Below are 21,884 nucleotides of genomic sequence, written 5' to 3' on the forward strand. Positions count from 1 at the left end.
GGGAGCGCTTTTTGTCCGCCTATTCAGGTGCAAGTTCTGAGAAGACAAGTTCTGAGTTATACTTTTCACATGGCGGTCTTTCAGTACAGGGTACGCGACGGCTCAGGGAAAATCCTGACCTCACAGATGGAAGCAGAAACCGCTACTCAGGTACGTGAGGCACTGCGTTCGCGTAAGCTGACTATTCTAGATATCAAAGAGCCGACCAGCGGTCTGAACGCCGATATCAAGATTCCGGGTCTGGATAATCGTGCACCAGATCTCAAGACCGTGGCCCTGTTCAGCCGTCAGATGGCCACCCTGATCAATGCCGGCGTGCCGCTGGTGCAGGCCCTGTTCATCATGCAAAAGCAGATTGAACACAAGAGCTTTCAGGAAATTGTCCGTAAAGTGCGGGTGGACGTGGAGAGTGGCCTACCCATGAGCGAGGCAATGGCCAAACACCCCAAAGCCTTTAACCGTCTCTACATCAATCTGGTGCGCGCCGGCGAAACCTCGGGGACCCTGGAGCTGATTTTGGGCCGCATCGCCGATTTTCAGGAAAAGGATCTGGCTCTGCGCGGCAAGATCAAGAAGGCCCTGACCTATCCCACCATCGTGCTGGTGTTCGCGCTGCTGATCACCTGGGGCCTGATCCGCTTTGTGGTGCCCACCTTCGGCGACATTCTGACCTCAATGGATGCCAAGTTGCCGGTTATTACCCGGATTCTAATGAGCATGTCGGCCTTCTTTCAGACCTACACCTGGGTACTGGTGTTGATTGCGGCCATCGTATACGGCGTGTATCGCTGGTATTACTCCACCCCTCAGGGCCGGCGCGTGATTGATCAGGTCAAGCTCAAGATCCCGCTGATGGGTCCCCTGGCCCGCAAAGGTGCAGTCGCTTCTTTCAGCCGGACGCTGGGCATGCTGCTCAGCAGCGGGGTGAACATCATCGAGTCGCTGGACATCACCAAGGGCACGGCTGACAATGCCATCATTGAAGAAGCAATTGAAAACGGCAAGAACGTGGTCACGGTAGGTGAGCCGCTCAGTGGCAGTCTGGCTGCCAGCCCAGTCTTCCCGCCGATGGTGACCAGCATGGTGGCGATCGGTGAAGAGACCGGGGCACTGGATGAAATGCTGGAAAAAGTGGCTGACTTCTATGACCGTGAGGTGGAAGAGGCGGTTGACAGCCTGACGGCCGCCATCGAACCGATCATGATTGTGGCTCTAGGCGGCATCGTGCTGTTTATCGTGCTGGGGATGTTCACGCCCATGTTCTCGATCATCAATACGCTGAGCCAGTAAGCCGGGTGGTAGAACAAGGCCCCTGGCAGGCGCCAGGGAAGGCAACAGAGTCACGCAAGTGTAGCAGAGCAGTTCTGCTTAACCCTCTAAGATGGTCTTGTTCCGCCCGGTCCTGTTTCCCGCTCTCTAGAGTTCTGTACCATGCCCAGTTTTTTCCTGACTGATTTCCACGATGTTCTCCAGTGGTGGCCGTTTGTTTAGCTGGAGCTCTGGCCTTTCCCGCCTGGGAAGGGCTGAGCTTCAGGCTGCCTGCCTGACCGATGTCGGGCGGCAGCGCCGTGGGTCAGCCAATCAGGACAGCCTGGTCGAAGCTGAACTGCCCGGCGCCCAGCTGTTTGCGGTGGCAGACGGCATGGGCGGGCACGCAGCCGGCGAGCTGGCCTCCCGGCTGGCGCTGGAGACGTTTGCCGGCGTGATGCAGCGGCAGCGTGAGCCATTGGCGCAGCGGGCCATTTTCGCTGCTGAGAAGGCCAATCAGGCCGTTTACCGCCGGGCGGTGGGCGACCTGAGCGGCATGGGCACCACCCTGCTGGCAGCCATGATCACCCAGGCCACGCTGTACCTGACCCATATCGGCGACTCGCGGGCTTATCTGCTGCGCGGCGAGGCCTTATACCGGCTGACCGACGACCATTCCTGGGTGGCCGAACAGCTGCGGGCCGGCCAGCTGACCCCCGAACAGGCGCAGGCACACCGATGGCGCAATGTGGTGAGTAACGCCTTGGGCGGCGAAGAGCGGGTGCGTCTGGAGCTGCTGAGTGTTCCGCTGGAGCCGGGCGACCGCCTGCTGCTGTGTACCGATGGGCTGTATGGTCCAGTCGGCGATTACAAGCTGCTGACCATTCTCAGCCTGCCGCGCTCGCCGGAGCAGGTGGCCCGGCTGCTGATTGATCAGGCCAATCAGGCCGGCGGCCCCGACAATATCTCGGCCGTGGTGGTGGATGTGCTGAGCCCCGGCCGCCCACCGCTTCAGCTGCCGCCTGGGCGCTGGCATGACGGCCCGGTCTACGCCGAGCAGCTGCTCAGCGAGGTGCGCCAGGGCACGCCGGTCAATTATCTCCTGCTGGGAGCTGTCTACCTGATTTTGCTGGTGCTGGCCCTGCTGCCGCTTTACCGCATCTATACCGCTTTGCTGGGCCTGTTTGCGCTGGTACTGCTGCTGGTATATGCCCGGCGGCTCAGGTTCGCCGGTTCGCCGGTCCTGCACCCTGAAGCCCGGATCACCCTGGTGCCGGATGGGGATGGTGCAGTCTGGAACGGCAAGACACCGCTTAAAACCTGAGCCGCCAGCGTGCTGTGCCCCTTTGGAAGCACCCGCCAGGGTTAGTCCGCTAGATTAGGGCCATGAAACAGGAAGTCAAGACCGATCAATCGGCCCCCGCCATCGGCGCATACAGCCAGGGCGTCAGCTTTGGCAATCTGGTGATCACCAGCGGTCAGATTGCCCTGCGGCCAGACGGCGAATGGGCCGGCGGTGACGCCCGCGCCCAGACCCGGCAGGCCATGGACAACCTGGGCGCGGTGCTGCGGGCGGCCGGCACCGATTACGACCGGGTCGTCAAGACCACCATTTTCGTGGCGAATATGGATGATTTTGCTGCCATCAACGAGGTGTACTCGGAATATTTCCAGGCACCTTTCCCGTCCCGCTCACTGGTGCAAGTAGCCCGGCTGCCCAAGGACGCCCTGATCGAAATCGAGGCGATGGCCGAGCTGCACTGAGCAGGGCAGGCCAGAACCGCCGGGAGCTGCCCTCAGCATTCCCGGCGGTTCTTTTTTTCTGGCTGATCTACTTCGTTAACGGCTCCTGGCCTTCAAGGCTGGCGCTCTATTTCTCCCTTATTTCACCCTGGTCGGCCAGGCGGCCCATCTGGCTGTAGTCGGCGGCCGGCGCAGCTGCGGCAGAGACGCCCCCGGTGCCGGAAGTCTGGTCCAGGGCTGTCCCCAGGTCCCGCGCGTAGCGGCCGGTTGCCAGCAGCGGCAGGATATACAGCAGGCTCACGGCAGCCCCTACCAGCAGGGCGAAGAGGCCGCCAACGGCGCCCAGGCTATCTTCTCCGACGAACAGGCCTGGAATTTCAACCAGCAGTCCCAGCACCTGGAAGACGATCAACACGATGCACCAGGTGTTCAGCCGGTCAGCGGCCTCCTTGAGAAGCATCGCCTGACCGCTCAGCCGCGCGGTGGTGTTCCCCAAAAAGCGGCGCAGCGCCGTCAGCGGAAAATAGGTGCCGACCAGATAAAAGATCGCCAGGATGGGCAAAATAATGGCGGCTATGGCCAGGCCCTCGGGAAAGGTCGTGCTGCCCAGCAGCAGGACGCCCAGGCCTATACCCAGAATAATCAGGGCGTAAAAGGTCAGATAAGCCCAGACGATGCCCATCAGCCATTTGCCCAGCGTGCTGTCCAGCGCCTGCAAGCGCTGCGGCCCCCCGCCGTGCAGTGCCAGAGAGGTGGCGCGGTCCACCCACTCTTTGCCCCAGGTCAGCAGCATCCAAGCGGCCCACAGGCTGAAGCCCAGCAGCAACGCCGGCAGCAGCAACAGCCAGACGGCCCAGGCAGTATCGGCGGGGAGACCGGCCGCACCGCTGTACAGGCCGGCGGCAAAGACGCCCAGCAACACCAGCAGGCCCAGGCCGCCAAAGATCAGATAGAGAATGCGCCAGACGTTCAGCCAGGTGCTGAGCCGGTCCGACGAGGCCTGAAGCTGCGGAGCAGGAAAGGTCATGCCTTCTATTGTGCCTGCTGCCGGCACCTCAGGCGGAAAAAGTGAAGAAAGGCCCACTCTCAGCAGGGGTGGGCCGGCGTTGGGAGGCCGGCCGCGCCGCCTCAGCCGCGGCGGGTGTAGCCGTCGGTGGTCATCAGCGGGCCGTACAGTTCGGGGCGGCGGTCACGGAAAAAGCCCATGCCAGCGCGGAACTTGCGGGCTTCGGCCAGGTCGAGAGTCTGCAGCAGAAAGCCTTCTTCCTCTTCACCCAGCTCAGCCACGATGGCGCCGGTGTAGTCGGTCAGGAACGAGTGCCCGTAGTAGGTCTGCTCGGTGCCTTCCACCACTTCACGGCCCACCCGGTTGCACGAGCCCACGTAGGTAGAGTTGCTCACCGCATGGCCCTGCATGGCCCGCTGCCACATCTGGTAAGAGTTGGGGGTTTCCACCTCGGCCGGCTCGGAGCCGATGGCGGTGGGGTACAGCAGGAAATCGGCGCCCAGCAGCATCATGGCGCGCGCGGTTTCGGGATACCACTGATCCCAGCAGATGCCCACGCCGATGCGCCCGAAACGGGTCTCCCACACCCGGAAGCCGGTATCGCCGGGGTTGAAGTAGTACTTTTCCTCGTAGCCGGGGCCATCGGGGATATGGGTCTTGCGGTAGTTGCCCAGCACTTCGCCGTCGGCGTCGATACACACCAGCGAGTTGTAGTAGGCCTGCCCGGCCGCCTCAAAGTAGCTGACCGGCAGCACCACGCCCAGTTCCCGGGCCAGCGCCTGAAAGCGGGGAATAAAGGGGTGGCTGTCCAGCGGGTGGGCCAGGCCAAAGTAGTCCTCGCGCTCGGCCTGGCAGAAGTACAGGTTCTCGAACAGCTCGGGCAGCAAAATCACCTGCGCTCCGGCGGCGGCGGCGGCGCGTACGTGCTCCTCGGCGCGGGTCAGGTTGTCTTCCAGCTGGTCGGTCATGTGCATCTGCACCACGGCCAGCTGCACGGTGTCGGGGGTGCCTTTACGGGTCATGCTGCCCAGTCTAAAGGCCAGTGGCAGCTGTAAAAGCGGACCGGCCGGGAGTTGCCCTGGCCGGCCCGCTGACACGGCTGTTACAGAATGCGCAGGCCCAGCAGGCTGGCGGCCATTTCCACCATCACCTCGGCGGTGCGGTTACCGGCGTCAAGGGTGGGGTTCACCTCCACGATATCCATGCTGGTCACGCGGCCGGTTTCACACAGCAGCTCCATCAGCAGGTGGCCCTCGCGGTAGCTCAGGCCGCCGGGCACGGTGGTGCCGGTGCCGGGGGTCACGCCGGGGTCCAGGGCGTCGGCGTCGTAAGACACATGCAGCCGCTCCACGTCCGAGAGGTACTCCATGGTTTCTTCAAACACCCGGCTGATGCCCAGCTGGTCCACGTCCTTCATGGTGTAGATGCGCACGCCCTGCTCGCGCACCAGCGCCGCTTCCTTGGGGTCCACCGAGCGAATCCCGATCATCAGGATGTCGCGGGGGTTCAGCCGCCAGTCGCCGGCCAGCGAGGCCAGCTCCGGGTGGCCTAGGCCACACAGCTGCGCCACTGGCATGCCGTGAATATTGCCACTGGGGCTGATCTCGGGGGTATTGAAGTCGGTGTGGGCGTCCACCCAGATCAGGCCCATGCGGTGCCCCTGCTGGCTGCCGCGCAGGGCGTTGCCGGCCACAGTGCCCATGGCGACCGAGTGATCGCCGCCCAGCGTGATGGGAAAGACGTCATCCGGCAGGGCCCGCAGCCGCTCGACAGTGGCGCGGCTGGCTTCCAGAATCGGTTGCAGGAACTCCATACCGTTGCCGGAAAATTTGTCCACGCTTTCGGGCAAGGCTACCGGCACGTCGCCCAGGTCGTGTACCGCATGGCCCAGCTCGCCCAGGCGCTGCCGGAGGCGGGCATTGCGCAGCGCCGAGGGGCCCATGTCGACCCCGCGGCGGCCGGCTCCCAGATCCATGGGAATACCGAGAATATTGATGTCCATACCGGTCAGCCTAGCGTGCCAAACGGCGTATACCACGCGGCTGCAACTTTATAGGCTGCCCGGCTGGCCGTTCCTCAAAACAACTTCTGTGGGGGCCCGGAACCTGCGGTGCGGCTCCGGTTCGCCAGCGGCGTACAAAAGCTGAAGCCGGGCCGGCCGGCCCGGCCGACCCGGCCGACCCCGGCTTTTTGTCCCGGCCCGGGCCGGCGGCGGGCAGGCTGCTGGTTTATTCAAGGTTTCATAGCCCTGCGGTTCATACTGCTGTCAGAATGACCTGCCATACTACCTAGGGTTCTGCACTACCCGAGAGTCTGCCGTTACGGCAAAGACTCTGAAGCCTGACCCCCGCCGGCTTGATTCTCTTTCCGGAAAGCCTGCGCAGGTCAGTCCTGAGGGAGACGTCCACCTCGCTCACCGCCGGTTATTCCGCCCAGAAATAAGGTGAGCCACAAAACGGACGTACGAGTGGGCCTGAAAGGCCAGCCGCGCAGGTTCAAGTCCTGCCGCCCGCTCCCAAAGAAAAAGAGGTCGCTTTCCTGCTCTGGAAGGCGCCCTCTTCTTTTTGCTGTTGTTGGTTGCTGCTGTCGGCCGCTGTGCCCGGCTTCCCGGCGCGTTAGAGTCGGGGCATGGATGATCCTGCTGCTTCTGCTGCCGCGCCGGCTCGGGTTTCTCAGGCGACTTGGGTGGAAGGGGCCCTGGAGGACGGTTCCCGGGCGGCCGGGCCGTCGCGCTATACCCAGGGGCTGCGGGCCTTTCACCGCGCCATCGGCGAGCCGGCCCCGGAACGCCCCACCCTGCCCAGCCCTGAGCTGCTACGGATGCGCCGCACCCTGATGGACGAGGAATGGGCCGAAGTCCAAGAAGAACTGGACCAGCTGGAAGCCCGGCTGGCGGCCGGTGAAGCGACCGGCACCCCGGCCGCCGAGCTGGACCGGCTGGCCCATGAACTGACCGACCTGCTGTATGTCGCTTACGGCACCCTGGTGCAGCTGGGCGTGGACCCGGACGCCACCTTTGCGGCAGTTCACCAGGCCAACCTGCAAAAAGTGGGCGGGCCGCTGCGCGAGGACGGCAAGCTGCTCAAGCCGGCCGGCTGGCAACCGGCGGACGTGCAGGCCGTGCTGGAGCGCCTGAGCGCCGCTGCCCCGGAGGTCCAGCCGGAGAGCTGAGCCACAGCTCTATTGGTGGCGCCCGGCCGATTGCCGCTGGTTCAGACCCTGGCCGCAGTCAGATGGTCAAGGTGGTCGTGGACGCCCAGCTCGGCGGACACCACCTGCCCCCCCTGATAACTCAGCCGCGAGAAAGCAGCGTTGGCGTGGTTAAAGCGGTAGGTGGGCCAGACCGTCTGGTAATCCTCGCCCAGCAGCCGGGTCAGCAGCGCGAAGATGGTCAGCTGGTGGGCCACCACCACCACCGTTTCGCCGGGAGTGGGCAGGTGGCTTTCTACCGCCGCGTAGGCCCGGTCGGCCACGTCGCTGCCGCACTCGCCGCCAGGGCAGGTGAAGCTGGGGTCGCCGTCGCGGAAGCGCCCGAACTCTTCCGGAAACCGGGCCTCGATGTCCTCAATGCCCTGCTGGTCCCACTCGCCAAAAGCCATCTCACGCAGGGCCGGAGTCGTCTGCAGCCTCCCACCCACGGCGGCCCGCACCGCTTCGGCCGTCTGGACTGCCCGTGGCAGATCGCTGGTCAGGATCAGGGGATCACGCACGCCTTCATCCCGCAGCCGCTGGGCAGTGGCTCGCGCCTGGGCCTGGCCGGTGGCGTCCAGGGGGGTGTCGGTCTGGCCCTGGAAGCGGCTCTGGGCATTCAGGGCGGTGCGGCCGTGGCGAATCAGAATCAGAGTGCCGGCCTGGGGTAACCCGGCCTGCTCGGAAATGCTGCTGTCGGGAGTGCTGCTATCGGAAGGGCTGGTGTCTTGCGTCATGCGGGCAAGTATGCCCCAGAAGCGCTGCCCCTCAGCGTGCTTTATGGAACAGGCAGGGGCGGGAAAACCGGGGAGGCACGGCAGAGGCCGAGGCTGAAATTCTGAAGATAAAGTCTTGAAGATAAAGTGCAGCCATGCTTCGCCGCTTTTTCCCGCTCGCGCTGGCCCTGCTGGCCGGCTTTGGCCTGGGCACCCTGCGCCCGCTGCTCAGCCCGGCGCCGCTGGTGCTGGGGCAGGACGCGGTCAGCTCCCCGCAAAGCCACGCCGCCCGGGTCACGTTGGAACGCCAGCCGGTGCCTTTTGTGCATATCCAGCCGCCGGTCAGCGCGGCGGGGCAGGTGCGGACGCTGCTGGTGCTGTATCCCGGCGGGCTGGTGCGGCCGCAGGCGTACGAGTGGCTGGGGCGTGCCCTGGCGAGCGAGGGCGTGGAAACGGTCATCCCAGTGTTCCCGCTGGACCTGGCAGTAACAGGTGCCGGCCGCGCCGGGCCGCTGATTGAAGCGCTGGGTGGGGGCAAACAGGTGGTGCTGGCCGGACACTCGCTGGGCGGCGTGGTGGCCGCGCAGTACGCCGGGCAGCACCCGGAACAGGTGGACGGGCTGGTGCTGCTGGCCGCCTACCCGCCGAACGGCACCGATTTGCGGCAGGCCGGCTTTCCGGTACTGAACGTGCTGGCCGGCAATGACGGCGTGCTGGACCGCAAACACTGGCGAGAAGCTCAGGCCCGCCTGCCACCTCACCAGCTGCTGGAACTGCCCGGCGCTGTACACGCTTTTTTCGGGCGTTACGGTCCCCAGAGCGGAGACGGGGTGCCCTCGGTCAGCCGGGCGGAGGCCGAAGCGCAGTTCCTAGCCGGGTTGCGTGAATGGCTGCAGCGCTTGCCGGGCGGCCCCTGAGTGCCGCTGGCAGGGAGAACTACCGCTGCAGTCTGGGCCCGGTGGCCCCGGCGAGAAGGTAGTCTGTGCATGGACATTTCTCCCGAAAATCCATTAATCTTTAGACCGAGTCCAAAATTCCGCTTCTCGTCCGGCGCCCGGTGCGTCAGGAGGTCCCATGCAAGACAGTCAATCCCAACATCTGCCCCCCATCCGCAAAGTCGCCGTGATCGGCGCCGGTGTGATGGGTGCCGCCATCGCCGCCCACCTGGCCAACGCGGGTATTCCCGTGCGCCTGCTGGACATCGTGCTGCCCGACAAGGAAGACCGCAACTTCCTGGCCAAGGCCGGCATCGAAAAGGCCCTCAAGGCCCGCCCCGCCGCGTTCATGTCCAAGAGCCGCGCCGCGCTGATCACCCCCGGCAACCTCGAAGACAACCTGAAAGACATCAAGGACTGTGACTGGGTCATCGAAGCGGTCCTCGAAAAGCTGGAAGTCAAGCACGACCTGTGGGAAAAGGTGGAAGGCGTCGCCAAGAAGACGGCCATCATTTCCAGCAACTCCAGCGGCATTCCCATGAAGATGCAGATCGAAGGCCGGGGCGAAGACTTCCAGAGCCGCTTTATCGGTGCGCACTTCTTCAACCCGCCCCGCTACCTGCACCTGCTGGAACTGATTCCCACCGACAAGACCCGCCCCGAAGTGACCGAAGCCCTCAGCGAATTCGGCCGCAACGTGCTGGGCAAGGGCATCGTGGTGGCCAACGACGTGCCCGGCTTTGTCGCCAACCGTATCGGCGTGTACGGCATCGTGCGGGCCATGAAACACATGCAGGACGCTGGCCTGACCCCCGCGCAGGTGGACGCCATCACCGGCCCGGTGGCTGGCCGCGCCAAGTCCGCGACCTTCCGCACCGCCGACCTCTCGGGCCTGGACATCATCAGCCACGTGGCGTCTGACCTGCAGAAAGCCAGCGGCGACGACGAAGACTTCAGCCTGCCTCCTTTCTTCACCGAAATGGTCGGCCGCGGCGTGCTGGGCGACAAGACCGGCTCCGGCTTTTTCAAGAAGAGCAAGGACGAAAAGGGCAAGACCGTCATCACCGCGCTGGACATCGCCACCGGCGAATACACCGGCGAAGGCAAAGCCAAGAGCAAGCTGGCCGACAGCCTCAAGGGTCAGCCGCTGAAAGACCGTCTGGAAGGCCTCTACACCGCTGAAGGCCCCGAAGGTGACTTTATGCGCGCCAGCCTGAACGATTCGTTCTGGTACGCCGCCAAGATGGCCGGCTACGTGTCGGGCAGCCTGGCCGACATCGACAACGCCATGAAGTGGGGCTTCGGCTGGGAAGTCGGCCCCTTTGAAACCATGGAACTGCTGGGTGTGCAGCACGTGATCTCCAACATCGAAGCGGCCGGCCTGGCCCTGCCTCCGCTGCTGCAGAAGATGAAAGATAGCGGCGCCGAGAGCTTCTATGAGGGCGACCAGATCATGACCCCCTCGGGCGAGAAGACCAGCTACCAGGCACCCTACCTGATCCTGACCGACCTGAAAAAGGACGCCACCCGGGTCATCAAGAAAAAGCCCGGCGCCAGCATCGTGGACCTGGGCGACGGCGTGCTGCTGGTGGAATGGCACGCCAAGATGAACGCACTGGGCGAAGACCAGCTGCGGATCGTGCAAGAAGCCCACAAGCAGGTGCAGCAGCTGGGCTACGCCGGTCTGGTGGTGGCCAACCAGGGCGACAACTTCAGCGCCGGCGCCAACCTGCCCCAGATTCTGAGCCTGGCCCAGGACGACGACTGGGATGAAATGGACAACGTGATCCGTGAGTTCCAGGACACCACCTCCAGCCTGCGCTTCAGCCCCCACCCCTGCGTGGCGGCGCCGCATAACCTGGCGCTGGGCGGCGGCTGTGAATTCACCCTGCACGCCGACCACGTGACCGCCAGCGCCGAGCTGTACATGGGCCTGGTAGAAGTGGGCGTGGGCCTGATCCCCGGCGGCGGCGGCACCAAGGAAATGCTGCTGCGCTTTACTGACCGCCTGCAGGGCGGCCAGCCCCTGCTGCCGGCCGTGCAGCGCGCTTTCGAGCTGATCGGCACCGCCAAGGTGAGCACCAGCGCCCTGGACGCCAAGGAACTGGGGCTGCTGCGCGACACCGATACGGTCGTGATGAACGCCAACCTGCGCATCGAGGAAGCCAAGCGCCACGTGCTGGCCCTGGCCCCCGGCTACGTGCAGCCCCAGCCCCGCCAGGACATCCCGGTGATGGGTGAGGACGCCGTGGCTGCCATCAAGAGCGCCCTGTACGGTATGCAGCAGGCCGGCTACGTGACCGAATACGACGTGGTGGTCAGCGAACAGCTGGCCCGCGTACTGAGCGGTGGCGTGGGCCGTACCCGTGGCCAGAAGGTGTCCGAACAGCACCTGCTGGACCTGGAACGCGAAGCCTTCCTGACCCTGGCCGGCAAGAAAGGCACCCAGCAGCGTATTCAGCACATGCTGAAGACCGGCAAGCCCCTGCGCAACTGAGCCTTCTCCGCCTCCCCCTTCAAAGGACCCCTGCATGAAATTCAAGCAACACTTCACCCCCAAACGCCTGCCCCGCACCCTGGCCATTGCGGCCGGTGCCTATGTCACGCTGGTTGCCCTGGGGGCGCTGGTGGGGGCGGAAGTGCTGCTGCGCTCCAAATCGCGCTGGATCAAGGGCAGCTTTATGCTGGTGGCGCGGCGGGGCGGCAAACTGCTGATGCCTCCACTGCCCGAAAGCCTCAGCCGTGACGTGCTGGGCGTGGTGCCGCTGAACCCGGTGAAGGGCCACGCCCTGGTCGGGCATGTGGAGCGGCGCGGCCCCTACGTGGAGCGGCCGGTGCTGGAAGAAAGCGGTGTGATTCAGCCGGGCTGGATTTCTTGGGTGTCCAGCTTCGTGTACAACGGCACGCCGGCGCAGCTGGGCGCGGACTACGAGAATGTGGTGGTTCAGACGCCCATCGGCGATCTGCCAGCCTGGCACGTGCCGAGTCCCGGTGATGAGCGTGACCTGATCGTGATTCAGATTCATGGTCACGGCGGGCAGCGTTCGCAGGGCCTGCGGACCCTGAAGGCCGTGCAGCGCACCGGAGCGGGGCAGCTGTTCGTAACCTTCCGCAACGCCTTCGACGCCCCCCGCGTGGGCAAGGGCTACCTCAGCCTAGGCGACGTGGAGGCCGAGGACGTTCTCTCGGCGCTGGTCTGGGCACGCGGCGCGGGATACAAGCAGGCCATTCTGTACGGCTACAGCATGGGCGGCAACATCGCCCTGAGCGTACTGCGGCCTCACTTCTGGCCCCACCCATTGCCCGTCCGGGGCGTGGTGCTGGACTCGCCGGCGCTGGAATGGCGCGACATCATTCGCCGCCAGGCCCGCCGGGGTGGGCTGCCGCAGTTCATTGCCCGGCCGGTGGGCCGCATGATTGAGCGCCTGGTCACCTACCGCAGCGGCCAGAACTTCGACACGGTCGACCAACTGGCTGCTGCGCCGCGGTTCCGGGTGCCTATCTTGCTGTTTCATAGTCCCAGCGACAAGACGGTGCCGTTCTGGCAGGCTCAGGCGCTGGCCGAGGCCCGCCCCGACCTGGTCGAGTTCCATTCGGTGGAAGGCGCACGCCACATCCGCACCTGGAACATTGACCCAGAGCGGTACGAGGCGGCGCTGGAAAGCTTTCTCCAGCGGGTGAAGGAATGAACGCCGGGTGCGGCAGCAACGCCAGTGACCCGGCAGATTTCCGGCTTGATGCCCGGAACAGCGAGCAAACGCAGCGGCCCGGACGCCCTTTGACCTTTGATTTTTCAGACCTCCAGACCCTTCGACCTCCCACACAAGGAGTAAACAAATGAAAGACGCAGTAATCGTATCCGCCGTTCGCACGCCCGTTGGACGCGGCGTGAAAGGCACCCTCCGCAACACCCGCCCCGACGACCTGGCCGCGCTGGTCCTGAAAGAAGCCGTCAGCCGCGCCGGTGTCGAAGCCGACATCGTGGAAGACGTGTACCTGGGCTGCGCCATCCCCGAAGCCGAGCAGGGCCTGAACGTGGCCCGCCTGGCGGCGCTGCGGGCCGGCATGCCCGACAGCGTGGGCGGCGTGACCGTGAACCGTTTTTGCTCCAGCGGCCTGCAGACCATTGCCATGGCGGCGGCGGCCATTCAGACCGGCCAGGCCGAAGTGATGCTGGCCGGCGGCGTGGAAAGCATGAGCATGCTGCCCATGAGCGGCCACAACCCCAGCCCCAACCCCGACCTGGTAGACACCCGCCCCGGCGCCTATGTGGGCATGGGCATGACCGCCGAAAACGTGGCCGAGAAGTACGGCGTGAGCCGCGAGGACCAGGACAAGTTCGCCCTGGCCAGCCACCAGAAGGCTGCTGCTGCCCGCGACGCCGGCAAATTCAAGGACGAAATCGTGCCGGTGCCAGTGCAGGTGGATAAGCTCAAGGGCACCAAGCTGAAGAGCGAAACCATTCAGTTCGATACCGACGAACTGATCCGCGACGATGCCAGCCTGGAAGCGATGGGCAAGCTGAAGTCCGCCTTCAAGCTGGGCGGCAGCGTGACCCCGGCCAACTCCAGCCCCTTTTCCGACGGCGCTGCCGCCGTGCTGCTGATGAGCAGCGACAAGGCCGAGGAACTGGGCGTGAAGCCCCTGGCCAAGTTCATCGGTTTTGCGGTGGCCGGCGTGGACCCCGAAATCATGGGTATCGGCCCGGTGGCGGCGGTGCCCAAGGTACTGAAGCAGACCGGCCTGAACCTGGACGACATTGACCTGATTGAGCTGAACGAAGCCTTCGCTGCGCAGAGCCTGGCCGTGGTGCGCGAACTGGGCATCGACGAAAGCAAGCTGAACGTGAATGGCGGCGCCATTGCGCTGGGCCACCCGCTGGGTTGCTCGGGCGCCAAGCTGACCACCAGCGCCATCTACGAACTCGGGCGCCGGGGCGGTGGCAAGGCCCTGATCACCATGTGCATCGGCGGTGGCATGGGCGCGGCGGGCATCATCGAGGTGTTCCCTGCTGGAGCGGGCGAGCAGGCCGCAGACTAAGAGAGAAAGTAAAAAGAAGAGCGTCCAGCCGGGCGCTCTTTTTTTATGGAATCTGGAAGATGGTGGTGAAAAAAGCCAGCATTCCGGCCGTTGCTACCGTCCAGCAGATGAAGGGCAGGGCAGCACAGTCTGGCAGTGCCGGCAGCTTTGAGATGCCCCACAGGCGCCAAGAGTTCAGCTGCCAGCATCGCAAAATGGGTGGCGGAGGAGGACAGGAGAAGCGGCAGCCTGGGCAGCAGATAAGCTACAGCCAGAGCGTTCAGCAACCCGCACACTGCCGCCCATGTCCATTCCCGAATGGCCCATTGCCCCAGCAACAGCCCCAGCACGAAGTAAAAGAGAAACCGCTGGGCGGGGAAATCTCTATCAGTGGCCCGTCTGTGCGAACCGCTCCAGCTGTGCCCGCGCCTCAGCCTCGGCCGCCTTCCCACGAACCTTCAGCAGGTTGCCGGTGCCGGCATCGTATTCAGCCAGGCGGTTATCCACATATCGCACCAGCACGCGCTGACCATCCGGCGAGAGGCGGGCGTCCACGGCCCCGGCGCCGCCTGTTTGCGCCGCACCTTTCGGGTAGGGCAGGCGGGAAATGGTGGCGATATGGGCGCCCGTTTTGGCGTTCCAGACAGAGGCAGGTCCTGAAGAATAAGCGGTTCGACGAATAAAGGCCATGCGCTCGCCGTCCCGGCTAAATGTCACTTTGCCATCGTAAAAGCTTTCGCGTTTGTCGTTGTAGACGAAAGAAATCCGTTCCAATGTCGCCAGATTCCACAGCGAAGGAGAGGGAAAGTAGGCGGGCCTGCGTGGGTCCGCTTTGTCCTGTGAACCGCTGAAATCCAGCAACAGGCGCTCGCTGTCCAGCGTGAAATCGGCTCCGAAAATACGGGAGGAGGCGTTCAGGAAGGTTTTGACCCGCTCTCCCTTCTCCACGTCCCAAAGCTGCACGTAGCCGCTCCCGTCTGCAATATTCAGCAGCCAGCGCCCGTCTGGGCTGAACTTGCTTTCCGTCACTGCGTTCAGCCCCGGCGTCGTCGCCTGGAACACTAGCTTTTCGCCGTCGTAGACCCGCATGGTGGCCTGTCCCGGCGGCGTGTTCTTGGCTATGTCGGCACGCAGTTCGGCAGAGGCGGAAGCACACAGCAGCAGCGTGAGCAGGGGCAGAGTTTTGTGCATGGCTCAGACTAGCGGAGCGGAGCTGACGGGGAATGAGGCCCCGCTACTCCAGCCGCAGCCGCTGCTCTGGTGCGCCCAGGGTATCGCCGGCCCGGCCGCCGAACCAGAAGCCGGTCAGCCGGTACTCGCCGGCCGGCAGGCCATACAGCTCGGCGCGGTACTGGCCGCGAGTGCCGCCCGGCAGCACCAGTACGCCGCCCTGGCAGGTGGGGGCGTCCCAGACCGGCGTGAGCGTCAGCCACAGCGGTTCTTCCTCGCCGCTGTCGCGCAGGCGGGTCACCTTGACGCTGGGCGGCTCGCTGAGCGTGCAGGGAAAAGACACGGTCACTTCCGGCGGGGCTGCGAAGCGCAGCTGCACCTCTGCCGGCTCGCCCACCCGGCCGGTGCGCTGCCATTGCAGCGGAGTCGCCAGCGCCCAGTGGGGCAGGGGGACGGCCTGCGCGGTTTCTGCGGGCGCTGCTTTTGTGGGTGCGGCGGTGGCCTGAGCGCTGGCCAGGGGCAGCGCCAGGGCAGCCAGCAGGGTCAGCAGGCGCCTCATTGCCCCGCCTCCGGTGCAGCAACTCCGTTTCCGGCCGCGTCCAGCTCCTGCAGCGCTTTTAAGACATTCGCCATGTGTTCCTCCAGCGGCACGTCCAGTTCTTCGGCGCCCTGGGCCACTTCCTCGCGGTTGACGCCTGCCGCGAACGACGGCGCCTTGAAACGCTTTTTCACGCTTTTCAGTTCCAGCTGCTGGATGTCCTTATCGGGGCGGACCAGCACCGCCGCCTGAATCAGCCCGGTCAGTTCGTCTACTGCAAACAGGGTTTTGGAGATTTGGCTCTGACGGGGCGTGCTGGTATAGGCGGCGTGGCCCATGATGGCGTCCAGCACAGGCTCCGCCACGTCGGTGTGTTCACGCAGATAATTGACGCCCCAGCTCGGGTGTTCTTCCGGGTGCAGTTCGTAGTCGAAGTCGTGCAGCAACCCGGCCACGGCGTACTGTTCCTCGTCCTCGTTCATGCCCTGGGCGTTCCAGTGCCGGGCGTACCAGCGCATGGCAGCTTCCACGTTCAGCATGTGGCGCTGCAGGGACTCGCTGGGGGTGTGCTGCACCATCAGCGCGTAAGCTTGTTCGCGGTTCATGCGTCATTTTAACGGTTTGGCCGGGGGCGGCTCACGGTGCCCCGGCCGGGCAGAGGGTATGGTGAGAACCGACGTGACAGACACTGACCTTGTTTGGCAAACCGAACCGCCGGCGTGGCAGAACCGCGCCGGCACCGCCCAGGCCAGCCCGGCCGTCTGGGCTGTGCCGCGCTCGGCCGAGGCGGCGGCGGCAGCGGTGGCCCGCGCTGCGGAAGAAGGCCTGCGGGTGCGGCCAGTGGGGGCCGGCACGGCGCTCAGCCCGCTGGCCGCCGGGCAGGAAGTGATGCTGAGCGTGGCCGGGCTGCGGGGCGTGGCCGCGCTGGACCCGGCCGCCGGCACCGTGACCGTGTGGGCCGGCACCCCGCTGGGCGAGCTGGCCGCCGCGCTCGACTCGCGTGGGCTGAGCGTGCCGGGCCTGGGGGGCCGCGCGTCACAGACGCTGGGCGGCGCCCTGAGCACCGGCACCCACGGCAGCGGCCTGAGCAGCGCCCGGCTGGCGGCTTCCGTAACCGGGCTGGAACTGGTGGACGGCCAGGGCCAGTTGCACCGGCTGCACCCAGGCCAGGCGCTGTTCGGGGCAGCGGCGCTGTCGCTGGGTGCGCTGGGTGTGCTGACCCGCGTGACCCTGCGTGTGCAGCCGGCTTACCGCCTGCGGCTGAGCACCCGGCCGGTCAGCTGGGGCGAGGTGCTGGCGCTGGGGCCGGAATATGCTCAGGCGGCCCCGCACGTGTCACTCACCTGGCGGCCGGCGCACGAGGACCACGAGGCCATCCTGCTGCGCCGCGCCTGGCCCGAGGAAGCTGTCAGTGGGGAAGACCGGGCAGCTGCGGCCGGAGCCGGTAGTACCGCCGGTCTACTGGGCGGCCCAGCCCAGGCTCTGGCCGAAGCGGGCGAGCTGTTCTCGCCGCTGCCGGCTCCGCTGCGGAACCTGCTGCAACAGCGTGCCCAGGCCGCAGTCCTGCTGGCCCCGCAGCAGGCGCTGCTGGCAGCCGACACGCCCCTGCGTGAGCTGGAATACGCGGTGCCGCTGGCCGCGCTGACAGCCACCCTGCGTGATCTGCGCGCTGCCCTCTCCAGCGCCAGCTCGGCAGGGCCGGCGTTGCAGCTGCCGGTGGGCGTGCGCTTTGTGGCGCCCGATGACCTGCCGCTGGGCACCCCGGCCGGCGAGGGCGCCGCAGTCATTGCCCTGGGGGCACCGCTGGAGCTGCCCCCCGAAGTGACCGGCCCCCACTTCCGCGAGGCCGAAGGCGTGCTGCGGGGGCACGGCGGGCGGCCCAGCTGGGGCAAGCTGCACGCCCTGGGCGAACACGAACTGGCAGCGCTCTACCCCGGCTGGACTGAGTTCCGCGCCGCCCGCGCCGCGCTGGACCCCGAGCGGCGCTTCGGTAGCCCGTACCTGCGGCGCATTCTGGGCGAGTAGAGGCTGGACCGGTAGGTGTGGGGCGGGTAGGGAAGAGGTGAATGAAAGGCCGGTGGCCCTGGCCCGTGTCAAGGGTCAGGACCGGCTGCTGGGGTGGCCTGTATCTCCGGGGTGGTCTGTTTCTACTTCACCTGCGCAGGCTGGATGATGCCGCCCCACAGGTCGTTCAGCGGGGTATTGGTGACGCGGACGAGCAGGGCGTTGCCTCTGTTCTCCGGCCTGGAGAGGACCGCTTCCCGGCGGGACACAAACCGTTTGGGGGCCTCGCTCACCGAGAACTCGGCCCAGCCCTGGTCATCTACGGGTGAGACGGCGACCGCGTAGGACGCGTCATCCGGGCCCTGAGCGGACAGCGGCAGGGCCAGCATCACGACTTCGCCCTCTGCCAAGCCCGTCTGCACGCGGTAGGATTCGCCGCTGGACATCCGGGCCGAGACTATTGGCGAGCTGGAGGAGCAGGATTCTGGGCTGGGGCACTGGGCGGCGGGTCTGAACGCTTCGGGGAGCAGCGCTTCTAGGAAGGTGAACGACAGTTCCCGCAACAGTTCCTCGCCCTGCGCTGCCGAGCCAAGCTGCAGGCCAATGACCCGGCCCCGCACTTCAAGGGACAGACCAGGCAGGCTGGAAAACCGGGCCTCTCCCCCCTGCTGAATCAGGAAGCCCAGGACGCTGGACGCCCGGTAGTACAGCTCGCCCCCGCGCCCGACCATCGCCGGGGTTTGAAGGCTGCTGACCTCCTCGTCCGGCTCATCGGGCAGGCCCAAGCGCAGCATGTTAAGGTAGGTCTTTCCGTCTATAACTTCGTCTGACACGGACACTTCCAGACCTGTGGCCGCCGCCAGGGCCTTGACAGTGGTAAGGGAGATGAGGGGAGCCGTGACGTTCTGCACGCAGTCGGTCTCGGGGCAGAGTGCCTGGCACTTGGTAGCGCCTGGAGCGCAGAGTTGGGCCGCCGTTTGGAGGGGGAGAGTGAGGGCGGCGGGGCGCGGGGCGGCAGCCGAAGCCAGCAACAAACCACTCAGGCCCAGCGCCGCGAGGACGGAAGTCAGCAGGATTTTTGGCATGGGATACACCTTGAACAGTCCGGCGCACACGCGTAAGGGTGACCCTAGTTCGCGCATGGCCTGAGAAAGAGCGTCGGGATAACTCAGAACTTGCACCTGAATAGGCGGACAAAAAGCGCTCCCAGAGCTGAAATTCTGGAGGTGTGAATCAACCGGTTTCAGGGGAGCGCGTCCGTATTTTCGCACAGCAGGTTCTGGATATTCCAGAGACGCTGTACCAACGGCGAAGCCTGGAGGCTTCGCTGCACCTTTTCCACAGTCCAGGTCAGAAGACCAACTTCAGCCAGGCTGAGGGAGTCAGTCCCAGTGCACTGAGTCGCTTCTTCAACGTCTATGACTGGGATTCAGACCGCTGCTGGGAAGAGATGCAGGACTTCCAGTGGCGCATCCTGCTGGATACAGCTCGTCACAAACGTAGACCTCGTCTGCGGCTCAGCGTGGATCTGACCACGGTGGAAAAGGTGGGAATTCAGCTGCCCTACGTCAGCGTCTACAACGGCAGGCACGGCATCCATCTGGTGGTCTTGTTCGCCGAGTATGGGGAACTGAAGTTCCCCATTTCTTACCGGGTCTACCAGGGCAAGTACACCAGCACTCCCGTCACTCTGGCGCTCGACCTACTGGAAGAGGTGCCGGACTTCATCAAGAAACGTTTCCGGGTACGTGTCCTAGCGGACAGCGGCTTTGAAGCCGCTGTCTTTCTGGAAGGTGTGCAGCGCCTCGGTTTCGAGTTCGTGGTGGGTGTGAGGAGCAACCGGCGCACGGACCATCCTGGGCGGGTGACGGTGGCGGACTGTCCGCATGGGGGGTACGTCAACCTCGCCAACTGGCCTCTGGAAACGCTGTCTCTGGGGAGGATGGACCGTGGGGACCGCGAATTCTTCGCGGTGTCGTCTGAGCTGTTAGAGGGGGATGACATCCTGGCTGAAGGAAAACGGCGCTGGGCACTGGAGTCGTTTTTCAAAGAAGGGAAGCATCAGTTTGGGTTGGCGCAGTTCGCGCTGCGAACTGCCAGGGGTCTGGACCGCTGGATTCTGATGGTCTTCCTGGCCTTCACCCTGACCATGCTGCATCGCTCAGAAGGGATGACCTTGAAAGAGGCGGCACGCCTGGCCCTCTACACCCTGTTCCCCGTAGTCAGGCTCAACCATCTTCTGAGTCAGCTCCAAAAAGAGCAAGAATTCCTCCACCAGCACGGCTATTCGCTCAGCTATGCAAGGTGCAAGTTATGAGGATAAGGCATTCCGAAGGCGTGCAGATGGTCAGCGCGGGTCAGCAGGTGCTCTTCCAGCTCTGCTTGCACCCCGGCGCGCTGCTCGCCCAGCAGGCCCAGCGTCGCCAGCGCGAGGTACCGTTCCAGGGCCGCTGGGCGCACGTAAGTACTCGGCAGCGCTGTCACAGCGCCCCCAGGCCCAGGCTACGGACGGCCCCTGTGAACTGCTCGAACTCGTCACGCTTGAGCGCCAGCCAGCGCACTCCTTCGGCAGTCAGGGCGTAGTACTTGCGCGGCTTGCCGTTGCGCCCGGTTTCGCCGTCGTGGGTGGACAGCAGCCCGGCTTTTTCCAGCCGGTGCAGCGCCGGGTAAAGGCTGCCTTCCCGGAAGTCGAAATACCCGTCGGTGCGCGCCCTCGCCTCCTGAATGATGGCGAAGCCGTACAGCGGTTGCCGTTCCAGAATGGTCAGCAGAATCAGGTCGAGGTGGCCGCGCAAAAGGTCAGGACTGGGGAAGCCGGGGGCGGATGGGGTCATTGCGGGGTGCCTCCAGAACGTGAAGAGAACGGGACATGGGATGTCGGCCTGCCAGCGTCCCGGCCGGTTGCCATCCCTACAAAGCCTTGTCTGCCTACATAGTGCGTCTAGGTATCCCGACTGTCAAGCCCAGTCTGTCTAGGTATCCCGGCTGTCTGGGTGTCTGGCTGTCTGGGGAATGATGGCCCTGGCTCGGGCGCGGGAATGCTCTAGCCTGGGAGCGTGTCTGTGCCTTCTCCGTCTGTGCCCACTTCTGCGCCTCTTGCCACCCCACGTCTCAAACTCACCGTCTCGCCCGCCGCCGAGCGCTCGCTGCGGGCCGGGCACCCCTGGGTGTACGAATCCAGCGTGCGCGGTCAGAACCGCCCCGGCGAGGCCGGCGAACTGGCGGTGGTCTACGACCGGCGCAACCGCTTTCTGGCGGTGGGCCTGTACGACCCGCATTCGCCGCTGCGGCTGCGGGTGCTGCACGCCGGCAGCCCGGCCACGGTGGACCGGGCGTGGTGGCAGGCCCGCTTTGATGCCGCCTTGCTGCGCCGTGCCGGCCTCTTCGGCCCCGAGACCGACGGCTACCGGGTGATCAACGGCGAGTCGGACGGGTTCCCGGGGCTGGTGGTGGACCGCTACGCGGACACGCTGGTGCTCAAGCTGTACTCGGCGGCCTGGTTTCCGCATCTGCCGCTGGTGCTGGACCTGCTCGCTGGCGCTTTTCCGGGCTTGCGGGTGGTGCTGCGCCTCAGCCGCAATATCGGGGCGCTGGCGGCGGAACTGGGCCTGGCCGACGGGCAGACCCTGGTGGGCGAGGCGCCGGAGGGGGCCGTCGTCTTTCACGAATCCGGCATCGCCTTCGAGGCTGATGTGGTGCGCGGGCAAAAGACCGGCTTTTTCCTGGACCAACGTGAGAATCGCCGCCGGGTACGCGACCTGGCCGCCGGAAAGAAGGTGCTGAACGCCTTCAGCTTCAGCGGGGGCTTCAGCCTCTACGCCGCGCAGGGCAGGGTGAGCGAGGTGGTCAGCCTGGACATCAGCCGGCATGCGTTGGACAGCAGCGAGCGCAACTTTGCCCTCAACCCGGCCCTGACGGCGCCCCACCGGGCGGTGCAGGCCGACGTGTTCGAGTGGCTGACGGAAGGCCGCGAGCTGTTTGACCTGGTGATTCTGGACCCGCCCTCGCTGGCCCGGCGCGAGAGCGAACGCGAAGGCGCTATCCGCGCTTACGGCCGGCTGGCGCGGGACGGTATCCGCCGGCTGGAACGCGGCGGCCTGCTGCTGAGTGCCTCGTGCTCGGCCCACGTCAGCGCCGAGGAGTTCTGGGACGCGGTGCGCGCCGCCGCCGACCGCAGCGGCCGCCCCTGGCGCGAGGTGGCCCGCACCCGGCACGCCCCCGACCACCACGCCAGCTTCCCGGAAGCGCAGTACCTCAAGGCAATTTATCTGCAGTTCGAGGACTGAGGCTGGGCCGGCCTGACCGGGGGCCGTAAA

General features: G+C 65.4%; 21 protein-coding genes. 11 read left to right on the forward strand and 10 right to left on the reverse strand.

What is annotated here, in order from left to right; all coding sequences use genetic code 11:
- The first annotated feature begins 69 nt into the window (after positions 1-69).
- The 3 genes from OCI36_RS01710 to OCI36_RS01720 all read left to right on the forward strand — a co-directional run bounded on the left by OCI36_RS01710 (position 70) and on the right by OCI36_RS01720 (position 3,012).
- Complete coding sequence (locus tag OCI36_RS01710; protein WP_261663338.1) at positions 70-1,290, forward strand: type II secretion system F family protein; 1,221 nt, start codon at positions 70-72, stop codon at positions 1,288-1,290.
- A 193-nt stretch (positions 1,291-1,483) separates the two neighbouring features.
- The gene (locus OCI36_RS01715) at positions 1,484-2,572 is read left to right on the forward strand and encodes a PP2C family protein-serine/threonine phosphatase (protein ID WP_261663339.1); all 1,089 of its coding nucleotides are present in this window, start codon (positions 1,484-1,486) and stop codon (positions 2,570-2,572) included.
- Between the two features lie 62 nt (positions 2,573-2,634).
- Positions 2,635-3,012: a RidA family protein gene (locus OCI36_RS01720; protein WP_261663340.1), complete on the forward strand. Its 378-nt coding sequence runs from the start codon at positions 2,635-2,637 to the stop codon at positions 3,010-3,012.
- A gap of 106 nt (positions 3,013-3,118) precedes the next feature.
- On the opposite strand, the gene OCI36_RS01725 is transcribed toward OCI36_RS01720, so the two are convergent.
- The 3 genes from OCI36_RS01725 to rocF all read right to left on the reverse strand — a co-directional run bounded on the left by OCI36_RS01725 (position 3,119) and on the right by rocF (position 5,999).
- Positions 3,119-4,018 (reverse strand): hypothetical protein, encoded by a 900-nt coding sequence (locus OCI36_RS01725; protein ID WP_261663341.1) that lies wholly within the window; start codon positions 4,016-4,018, stop codon positions 3,119-3,121.
- 101 nt (positions 4,019-4,119) lie between these two features.
- Complete coding sequence (aguB, locus tag OCI36_RS01730; RefSeq protein ID WP_261663342.1) at positions 4,120-5,019, reverse strand: N-carbamoylputrescine amidase; 900 nt, start codon at positions 5,017-5,019, stop codon at positions 4,120-4,122.
- 80 nt (positions 5,020-5,099) lie between these two features.
- Complete coding sequence (gene rocF, locus OCI36_RS01735; protein WP_261663343.1) at positions 5,100-5,999, reverse strand: arginase; 900 nt, start codon at positions 5,997-5,999, stop codon at positions 5,100-5,102.
- Between the two features lie 626 nt (positions 6,000-6,625).
- On the opposite strand from rocF, the gene OCI36_RS01740 reads away from it, so the two are divergent.
- Positions 6,626-7,168: a hypothetical protein gene (locus OCI36_RS01740; RefSeq protein WP_315941229.1), complete on the forward strand. Its 543-nt coding sequence runs from the start codon at positions 6,626-6,628 to the stop codon at positions 7,166-7,168.
- Between the two features lie 41 nt (positions 7,169-7,209).
- Here the strand turns inward: OCI36_RS01740 and OCI36_RS01745 are convergent, their stop codons facing one another.
- Positions 7,210-7,923 carry a histidine phosphatase family protein gene (locus tag OCI36_RS01745; protein WP_261663344.1) on the reverse strand — a complete coding sequence of 238 codons (714 nt, stop codon included), beginning with the start codon at positions 7,921-7,923 and terminating at the stop codon, positions 7,210-7,212.
- A 134-nt stretch (positions 7,924-8,057) separates the two neighbouring features.
- Between OCI36_RS01745 and OCI36_RS01750 the strand changes: the two genes are divergently transcribed.
- The 4 genes from OCI36_RS01750 (at position 8,058) to OCI36_RS01765 (ending at position 13,877) form a co-directional block, all read left to right on the forward strand.
- The gene (locus OCI36_RS01750; protein WP_261663345.1) at positions 8,058-8,819 is read left to right on the forward strand and encodes an alpha/beta hydrolase; all 762 of its coding nucleotides are present in this window, start codon (positions 8,058-8,060) and stop codon (positions 8,817-8,819) included.
- Positions 8,820-8,976: 157 nt separating this feature from the next.
- Positions 8,977-11,334, forward strand: a complete 2,358-nt coding sequence (locus OCI36_RS01755) for a 3-hydroxyacyl-CoA dehydrogenase/enoyl-CoA hydratase family protein (protein WP_261663346.1) — start codon at positions 8,977-8,979, stop codon at positions 11,332-11,334.
- Positions 11,335-11,368: 34 nt separating this feature from the next.
- Positions 11,369-12,526, forward strand: coding sequence for an alpha/beta hydrolase (locus tag OCI36_RS01760; RefSeq protein WP_261663347.1), 1,158 nt, complete (start codon positions 11,369-11,371; stop codon positions 12,524-12,526).
- A 148-nt stretch (positions 12,527-12,674) separates the two neighbouring features.
- Positions 12,675-13,877 (forward strand): thiolase family protein, encoded by a 1,203-nt coding sequence (locus OCI36_RS01765; RefSeq protein ID WP_261663348.1) that lies wholly within the window; start codon positions 12,675-12,677, stop codon positions 13,875-13,877.
- A 366-nt stretch (positions 13,878-14,243) separates the two neighbouring features.
- Here OCI36_RS01765 and OCI36_RS01770 read toward each other — a convergent pair whose 3' ends face one another.
- Genes OCI36_RS01770 through OCI36_RS01780 form a run of 3 tightly spaced genes read right to left on the reverse strand, consistent with a single transcriptional unit; the run spans position 14,244 to position 16,169 of the window.
- Positions 14,244-15,047 (reverse strand): WD40 repeat domain-containing protein, encoded by an 804-nt coding sequence (locus tag OCI36_RS01770; RefSeq protein ID WP_261663349.1) that lies wholly within the window; start codon positions 15,045-15,047, stop codon positions 14,244-14,246.
- Positions 15,048-15,090: 43 nt separating this feature from the next.
- Complete coding sequence (locus tag OCI36_RS01775; RefSeq protein WP_261663350.1) at positions 15,091-15,585, reverse strand: hypothetical protein; 495 nt, start codon at positions 15,583-15,585, stop codon at positions 15,091-15,093.
- Entirely contained in the window at positions 15,582-16,169 is a 588-nt protein-coding gene (locus OCI36_RS01780) for an HD domain-containing protein (RefSeq protein WP_261663351.1), read from the reverse strand. The genes OCI36_RS01775 and OCI36_RS01780 overlap by 4 nt, the downstream gene beginning before the upstream one ends.
- A gap of 58 nt (positions 16,170-16,227) precedes the next feature.
- Here OCI36_RS01780 and OCI36_RS01785 point away from each other — a divergent pair, with 58 nt between their 5' ends.
- A complete protein-coding gene (locus OCI36_RS01785; protein ID WP_261663352.1) occupies positions 16,228-17,589 on the forward strand; it encodes an FAD-binding oxidoreductase in 1,362 nt (453 codons plus the stop codon).
- 122 nt (positions 17,590-17,711) lie between these two features.
- Here the strand turns inward: OCI36_RS01785 and OCI36_RS01790 are convergent, their stop codons facing one another.
- Positions 17,712-18,653 (reverse strand): hypothetical protein, encoded by a 942-nt coding sequence (locus OCI36_RS01790; RefSeq protein WP_261663353.1) that lies wholly within the window; start codon positions 18,651-18,653, stop codon positions 17,712-17,714.
- A 143-nt stretch (positions 18,654-18,796) separates the two neighbouring features.
- Between OCI36_RS01790 and OCI36_RS01795 the strand changes: the two genes are divergently transcribed.
- The gene (locus tag OCI36_RS01795) at positions 18,797-19,885 is read left to right on the forward strand and encodes a transposase (protein WP_261663354.1); all 1,089 of its coding nucleotides are present in this window, start codon (positions 18,797-18,799) and stop codon (positions 19,883-19,885) included.
- On the opposite strand, the gene OCI36_RS01800 is transcribed toward OCI36_RS01795, so the two are convergent.
- Complete coding sequence (locus OCI36_RS01800) at positions 19,864-20,052, reverse strand: hypothetical protein (protein ID WP_261663355.1); 189 nt, start codon at positions 20,050-20,052, stop codon at positions 19,864-19,866. The two genes, OCI36_RS01795 and OCI36_RS01800, sit on opposite strands and share 22 nt — an antisense overlap.
- Complete coding sequence (locus OCI36_RS01805; RefSeq protein ID WP_261663356.1) at positions 20,049-20,402, reverse strand: PadR family transcriptional regulator; 354 nt, start codon at positions 20,400-20,402, stop codon at positions 20,049-20,051. The genes OCI36_RS01800 and OCI36_RS01805 overlap by 4 nt, the downstream gene beginning before the upstream one ends.
- A 228-nt stretch (positions 20,403-20,630) precedes the next feature.
- On the opposite strand from OCI36_RS01805, the gene OCI36_RS01810 reads away from it, so the two are divergent.
- On the forward strand, positions 20,631-21,854 hold the full coding sequence (locus tag OCI36_RS01810; protein ID WP_261663415.1) for a 23S rRNA (cytosine(2499)-C(5))-methyltransferase: 1,224 nt from the start codon (positions 20,631-20,633) through the stop codon (positions 21,852-21,854).
- The last annotated feature ends 30 nt before the right edge of the window (positions 21,855-21,884 follow it).

Source organism: Deinococcus sp. Marseille-Q6407, from assembly GCF_946848805.1.
Lineage (GTDB): Bacteria > Deinococcota > Deinococci > Deinococcales > Deinococcaceae > Deinococcus.

Coding starts and splice junctions, on each gene's coding strand:
- OCI36_RS01745 (WP_261663344.1), bottom strand. CDS start 7,923: ATGACGCAAGACACCAGCCCTTCCGATAGCAGCACTCCCGACAGCAGC.
- OCI36_RS01710 (WP_261663338.1), top strand. CDS start 70: ATGGCGGTCTTTCAGTACAGGGTACGCGACGGCTCAGGGAAAATCCTG.
- rocF (WP_261663343.1), bottom strand. CDS start 5,999: ATGGACATCAATATTCTCGGTATTCCCATGGATCTGGGAGCCGGCCGC.
- OCI36_RS01740 (WP_315941229.1), top strand. CDS start 6,626: ATGGATGATCCTGCTGCTTCTGCTGCCGCGCCGGCTCGGGTTTCTCAG.
- OCI36_RS01775 (WP_261663350.1), bottom strand. CDS start 15,585: ATGAGGCGCCTGCTGACCCTGCTGGCTGCCCTGGCGCTGCCCCTGGCC.
- OCI36_RS01750 (WP_261663345.1), top strand. CDS start 8,058: ATGCTTCGCCGCTTTTTCCCGCTCGCGCTGGCCCTGCTGGCCGGCTTT.
- OCI36_RS01725 (WP_261663341.1), bottom strand. CDS start 4,018: ATGACCTTTCCTGCTCCGCAGCTTCAGGCCTCGTCGGACCGGCTCAGC.
- OCI36_RS01755 (WP_261663346.1), top strand. CDS start 8,977: ATGCAAGACAGTCAATCCCAACATCTGCCCCCCATCCGCAAAGTCGCC.
- OCI36_RS01785 (WP_261663352.1), top strand. CDS start 16,228: ATGGTGAGAACCGACGTGACAGACACTGACCTTGTTTGGCAAACCGAA.
- OCI36_RS01720 (WP_261663340.1), top strand. CDS start 2,635: ATGAAACAGGAAGTCAAGACCGATCAATCGGCCCCCGCCATCGGCGCA.
- OCI36_RS01770 (WP_261663349.1), bottom strand. CDS start 15,047: ATGCACAAAACTCTGCCCCTGCTCACGCTGCTGCTGTGTGCTTCCGCC.
- OCI36_RS01805 (WP_261663356.1), bottom strand. CDS start 20,402: ATGACCCCATCCGCCCCCGGCTTCCCCAGTCCTGACCTTTTGCGCGGC.
- OCI36_RS01760 (WP_261663347.1), top strand. CDS start 11,369: ATGAAATTCAAGCAACACTTCACCCCCAAACGCCTGCCCCGCACCCTG.
- aguB (WP_261663342.1), bottom strand. CDS start 5,019: ATGACCCGTAAAGGCACCCCCGACACCGTGCAGCTGGCCGTGGTGCAG.
- OCI36_RS01765 (WP_261663348.1), top strand. CDS start 12,675: ATGAAAGACGCAGTAATCGTATCCGCCGTTCGCACGCCCGTTGGACGC.
- OCI36_RS01790 (WP_261663353.1), bottom strand. CDS start 18,653: ATGCCAAAAATCCTGCTGACTTCCGTCCTCGCGGCGCTGGGCCTGAGT.
- OCI36_RS01780 (WP_261663351.1), bottom strand. CDS start 16,169: ATGAACCGCGAACAAGCTTACGCGCTGATGGTGCAGCACACCCCCAGC.